The 5956-nt window shown below is 56.4% G+C and carries 3 protein-coding genes; 2 read left to right on the plus strand and 1 reads right to left on the minus strand.

What is annotated here, in order from left to right:
• The first annotated feature begins 66 nt into the window (after positions 1-66).
• Together NW819_RS09755 and NW819_RS09760 are read left to right on the plus strand one after the other, a co-directional pair.
• The gene (locus NW819_RS09755; protein WP_414342486.1) at positions 67-525 is read left to right on the plus strand and encodes a tRNA (cytidine(34)-2'-O)-methyltransferase; all 459 of its coding nucleotides are present in this window, start codon (positions 67-69) and stop codon (positions 523-525) included.
• A 48-nt stretch (positions 526-573) separates the two neighbouring features.
• Positions 574-1635: a histidinol-phosphate transaminase gene (locus NW819_RS09760; protein WP_011431927.1), complete on the plus strand. Its 1062-nt coding sequence runs from the start codon at positions 574-576 to the stop codon at positions 1633-1635.
• A gap of 27 nt (positions 1636-1662) precedes the next feature.
• On the opposite strand, the gene NW819_RS09765 is transcribed toward NW819_RS09760, so the two are convergent.
• Positions 1663-5805, minus strand: coding sequence for a hypothetical protein (locus NW819_RS09765; RefSeq protein WP_414413615.1), 4143 nt, complete (start codon positions 5803-5805; stop codon positions 1663-1665).
• Between the last annotated feature and the right edge of the window lie 151 nt (positions 5806-5956).

Raw genomic sequence — 5956 nt, forward strand, 5'->3', positions numbered from 1 at the left:
CCGGGCAAAGGTGGGGGTAAAAAAGGGGGCGGCAACCGCGGATTTGGGGGCAAGTAGGATAGGATTATGCCCTTCCACGTTGTTTTGGTTGCCCCAGAGATCCCGGCCAACACGGGGAATATCGCCCGCACCTGTGCAGCCACCGATACCCCTCTCCATCTGGTGGATCCTCTGGGGTTTCGCCTTTCGGATCGCTACCTCAAGCGGGCGGGGCTGGACTATTGGCAGCATGTCCAACTGTATCGCTACCCCTCTTGGTCTGCTCTGGTGCAGGCCCACCCTGAGGCCCGGTTCTGGTGTTTTAGCGTGCGCGGCAAAGCCCTCTATACGGAAGTAACCTATCAGCCGGGAGACTGGTTGGTGTTCGGCAGCGAAAGCCGGGGGTTGGATCCCATGTTTTTGGAAACCTATCCCAGCGTGCGCATTCCGTTGCGGGGGCCGGTGCGCAGCCTGAACCTCAGCAATGCCGTAGCGATTGCCCTTTTTGAGGCGCTACGTCAGCAGGGATCCCTGACAAAAGAATAAGTGGTCGGGTTGGCCCTGATATAATAGCTACTTCTCCCCGTCAGGAAGATGTGTGCTCTGCAGTATCTGCGCCCCGACTTGCTCTACCTCAAGCCCTACGACGCTGTGCCAGCCCCGGCTGCCGACAAGCTGGATGCCAATGAGTTCCCCCTCGATTGGCCGGCGGGCTTTAAGCAGAAGCTCTCCCTCCTCTGGGAGAAAGGGATCCCCAGCAACCGCTATCCCGATGCCCACCACCGGGGCCTGAAGCAGGCCATCGCCGCCTATGCCGGAGCGGAGCCAGAGCAGATCAGCCTGGGCAATGGGTCGGATGAGCTGATCCGCTCCCTGCTGATTGCCACCTGTCTGGGCGGGCGGGGCGGCATTTTGGTGGCAGAGCCCACCTTCTCCATGTACGCCATCCTGGCCCAGAGCCTGGGGATCCCGGTAGTGCGGGTTCCCCGCGACCCGGAGACGTTTGCTCTGGATCTAGAGCGATGTCAACAGGCTTTGAGGGAGCATCCGATTCGGGTGGTGTGCCTGGTGGATCCCAACTCGCCGACGGGGAATGGCCTGACGGCTGCAGAGTGGGAGTGGGTGGAAGGGCTGCCCGAAGAGATTCTGGTGATTTTGGATGAGGCCTATTTTGAGTTCAGCCGGCACACAGCCCTGCCCAAATTGGCGGAGCATCCCAACTGGGTAATCTTGCGCACCTTCTCCAAAGCCTTTCGCCTGGCGGCCCACCGGGTGGGCTATGCTGTGGGTCATCCACAGCTTATGCAAGTGTTGGATGGGATCCGCCTGCCCTACAACCTCACGGCCCTTTCTCAGTGGGCGGTTCAGATGGCTTTGGAGCATGCCGAGGAGCTTTTGGCCGACGTGACGCTAATTTGTCAGGAGCGGGAAGCCCTTTATCAAGCTCTGCAGGAGCTGCCAGGGGTGCGGGTGTGGCCCAGCCAAGCCAACTTCCTCTACTTCCGGGTGGCCGGCTGGGATCCCCAAGAGCTGCAGCGGGCCTGGCAGGAGCTGGGGACTGGTGTGCGCTACACGGGTGGGGGGCTGCGTCTGACGGTGGGCACCCCTGAAGAGAACCGACGGGCCTTGGAGCGCCTGCGCCAAATCCTGCAATAGGCCTCCCGGCCTGCGTTCGGAGCCAGCCTAGGTGGATGGGTCGGCGCGCGAAAAGCGCTGGATCAAGCTGTGCACCTGCTGCAAGTGTCGTTCGTCCAGATGCTCCAGCGCCTGGGCGATTTCCGCTCTGAGTCGGCTCTGGGTGTCGGTTTGGGCCCGCTGCAGCAGCCAACTTTGGACAGGGCTGGGGTGCTCCACAAAGTCAAGCGCCCAGGGATCCCGTTCGTCCAGCTCAGGTTCTGCCTGGGGCAGTTGCTCCCCCCAGCGCTCTTGAGCCTGTCGAAACTCCTCCGCCAAACGATCTGTTGGGCGCCCCTCCGCTTGGAGAACCTCTTGATACCTTTGGTGGGTCACCAGCCAGCGCTGCCGAATTTGAGAGCGTTGCTGCCTGGTCAGCCTGCCGGTTCTGCTTTCGGTGAAGCGCTCGTAAAACCTGAGCGTGTCTCGGTAGTGGCCCAATCGCTCACAAGCCAAGCCTACCTCCAGGGGCTGTAGCCACCAGGCCCGCTCCATCTGTGTGCTGGTAACCACTTCCTGCAGAAAATCTCGCAGCCCAGGGGATTTGCGCCTTAAGTCTTCCCAGTTGGTCCGGATATCCCGGGCCATGGCAGCCACCAGCTCGTAGTCATGTCCCCGCTGCCACGCCTGAGGATGGGCCTGCACCGTTTTCCAGAGCTTCTCCCACTCTCGGCACTGGATCAGAACTCGCAGCATCAGCGGCCAGTCTTTCAAGCGCTCCAGACTGGTGACGACGTCGCCGATGTACTCTGCCCACTCGCCTGTGAGGGGACGTCCTGCCTCTTGCCATCGGTCCAGCACCACCGAGTCTTGGCGGTCTTTGGATAGCCACCTCACCTTGCCGGGAAGGGGTTCCAGGTGGATCTTGGCCCGGTAGTAGGGGGAATGCTCCGTTTGGCCCCCCTGATCCCAAACCTCTACCGCCCGCTCAAATTCCTGCCGATAGAAGTGACAGATACCCCAAATCTTGTAGTACTGATTCGCGAACGGCTGCCGCTGGCCGAGAAAGGCCAGACGTCCCTTCAAAGCCTCAAGGGTCTCTTGCAAAAAACAGCTGCGGTCCTCTTCCTGGGGGCAGAAAGTTCCCAAGTTGTTGAGAACTTGCTCAAGCTCTGCCAAAAATTGCTGTACACACTCTTTCCAGGTGGAATCCGTTCGTGTAAGCGGGACGAAGTCCCTATCTTTGGGGCTGACTTCAACGCTCAGCCAATCTCGCACCCGCACCACCTGTCGGAAGCGCTCCATAGACTTGACAGAGGTTCTTTGGGTCGCCACCATCAAGTCCACCAAGGGGCTGTAGTCTGGGATCCCAGGACATCCAGCAAAGTAGGCGGCGTTACGCTGCAGCTCCAACCAGGCCTTCCCTCTCCAAAAGCACTCCCAGGCTTCTCGTTTAAGATTTTTGTTGGGCAAAGCAGACTGCTCCAGGCTCAGGAACTTTTGCCCTGCGGAAACGTAATCCCTCTGGAGCTTGAGGAGCCAGGCCTGACATTCCTGTTCTAGAGGTGGTTTTTTTGCCTTCCGCGCCAGAGTTTGAACATCCTCCAGAAGTTTGAGGTTGCCCTCCTCGATGCCGCGCCTGAGAAGCTCAAGAGCTGCCTCCTGCAGATCTTCCAAGCTTGTATTGGTCCAGTACTGGATATTGATGCCTTTGACAGGGTAACCCAATACCGGTGGGTCGGTCTCCCATTCCGACCGATCCGGTTGCAGAGAAGGATGATCGAGCCAAGAGTTGGATTCTAAGCTTGGATCCCAGAACTCCCGCCAACCGGCAGAGGTGTCCACAATGGCCAGGGCCTCGATGGGGCGGGTAATGCCGACATACAATTGGTTGAGAAAATAATGGATTTGCAGGGATATCGCCTCCCCAGCTCCTCGGGCGTAATAATTAAGCTGCCGGTTAAAGTTTTGTCGATAGGCGTTTCCAAACTTGTAGAGGATAACTTTTTTGAACTCCATTCCCTTAACAGACGTAGCAGTTTGCAGGAGCGGTGGTTTAAGATTCTGCTTCAATTCCTCGGCAAAGATCTTCTGGAGTTCGGGATCCTGACGCACGTAGTTCAGCTCCTCTCCCACAGGACAGGGTAAGATACAGACTGTTCCTGTGAGATCACTAAGCATTTTTCTAAGCTCATCTTCGATTAAGTTTCTTTCCTGACCATCCAGCACAAACCTTTGAACCGGCATGCCCTGCTCATGGGGACGCCAGGGCTGTTGGGGATAGATTTCTCGACTCTTGCTGAGAACTCGCCGCCACAGGTTGACTACATTGCTAAAACGAGTAACTTGTGGATTGCTGCGATAGTTGTTTCTCAGCTCCTGCGGGCCTGCAATCTCAAAGGGATGGCTCGGCAACAAGTAGGCGCGGATATGCTCGTAGAGATATTTTTTCAGAGCAGCCCAACGAAATCCCGTTGGGTTAATGGTTTGCAAGGGATCCCCGGCAAAGGCATAGGGCAGGCGCTCAATAGCCCAATCCAACTTGTATTTCCCCCAAGGAGATAAGCAAAAAATGATATTCAGCTCAAGTTGGGTAAAGTCCTGAACCTCATCGCAAAAAATAACCGGATGAATCGGATTAAGAGTGCCATTTTGTAGCACATCTCTGGCCAAATCTTGGTCATCCCAGTAGCCCTCGTGGGTGGTTCGATCCCGGTAGCCTGGCCAAATCTCTTCGTAAATCCGCTCGAAGGCTTCTTCATCCACACTGCGGTCGGCCTCAGGCAATTCTCGGTAGCTATCGGGATCCAAATAGTCACTGACCTCATAGCCTTTGATCAGCGTGCGAATGGTGTGCCAAGCCAGCTCTACATCGCGGCGACCACAATACCAGCTCTGAAATCGATAAAAATTGACATACCGATCCGGTTGGTAGTGTTCTTGCCGCTCAGGGGGAAGGCAGTTCAGCAGGTAGTCCTGAAAAGTGCTAAAAAAAGTTTGACACTGCTGAATTTCCTCTGTGGAGAAGCTGCACCCCTCCTCCCGATAGCGGTGGCTGATGCGCAAAATTGAACTTACCCTGTTGCGAGCTTGCTGCACCAAACTGGGGCTATAGGTCAAAAAGAGAGGGCGGTACTCAAGAGGTCTCTGTTTTGAAGTTTTGAGGTAGTGGCTGCAATAGTCGGCAAAGCGGTAGTACAACATCAGAGATTTGCCACTCCCGGCCCTTCCGTTGATCAGTAGGGGCATGGATGTGCTCTGCAGGATTTCTTCTTCCTCCATGGACAAAGCCAAATTTCCCTCTGTGATCTCCTGCATTTCCAACCAAATGGTCTCATCCGCCACCATGTAGTCGGGGTAGGCGCGACGGGCGTACCGCTTCCACACCTCCAAAGGTTGCGGGTGCTGGAGAATGTCTGGCTGCTTGGCTTTCATCCCAAAGAGGCAGGTTTGGCATCCCAGCTCAAACCGTTCCTTTTGCTCTGGGGCGTGGTCGTAAACTCCAATGAGAAATGGAAACAATCTCCCTGGCTGCTCCCAGACTTGCACCAAGCTGACGGCCAGATACAGGGATCTCTCCTGCCAGCATTTGACCTCTGCCTCCAGATAAAACGGCGGGAGCTGCCGGTAGAGCCTGCCTTCAATGTCATCTACCAATACCAAGCGGGATACTGCTTGGTAAGCCTGGCGCCGCTGCTCTGGAGAAAGGGCCCGTACTTGCCGAACCCATTCCCCACTTTCCAACACCAGCCGCTCCTGCGGATTGGGAGCATTCAAGAACTGTGTCCATTCATACAGCTCGTCGGGCAGAGGGGGGAGATGGTTTGGCGGATCCCCTGGTTCGTGCCGCTGCGCCAGCCACGCCTGCAAACGGTCATCGGGCACCCAGCTCCGCACCCGTTCTTGATAATCCGGATCTCGCCGTCGGTCTAAGAACTCCCGGTATTCGTGACTGCCTCTCGGCCAGAGGCCAAACAAAACCAGAACGGGTACCTCGCCTACATAGCGCAGCTCCCCCACCAAGCGAATGTTGTTGCGGAGATTACGCTTCCAGTAAGGGTAACGAACGTCAAACAACTGGCTCAAAAGGGTGCGACCCCCCTCTTCCAGCCGTTCTATCAATGCTTCTAGGTTGCACTGGGTTTTGCTTCCCAGAAATTCCTCCGGGCAATATACATACATGGGATCCCGCCGGGTATACTTGGAAGCCATCCTAGTGCCGGACTACTGGCGAAAATTGCCGCTGTGCCAAAAGTCTTAATTTTTTTCATAATCCCCACGTAGCCCACAACTACCTATGTAGCCATTTGCAAACTCACAAAACATCTCGATTCAAGCTTTTGTAAACTACCCGACACCCGCG

Origin of the sequence: Synechococcus sp. R8-2 (assembly GCF_047461715.1) — a bacterium.
Taxonomy (GTDB): Bacteria; Cyanobacteriota; Cyanobacteriia; order Thermostichales; family Thermostichaceae; genus Thermostichus.

Bases quoted from the DNA above. Each gene is read 5' to 3' on its own strand.
- NW819_RS09765 (WP_414413615.1), bottom strand. From the start codon at position 5,805: ATGGCTTCCAAGTATACCCGGCGGGATCCCATGTATGTATATTGCCCG.
- NW819_RS09755 (WP_414342486.1), top strand. From the start codon at position 67: ATGCCCTTCCACGTTGTTTTGGTTGCCCCAGAGATCCCGGCCAACACG.
- NW819_RS09760 (WP_011431927.1), top strand. From the start codon at position 574: ATGTGTGCTCTGCAGTATCTGCGCCCCGACTTGCTCTACCTCAAGCCC.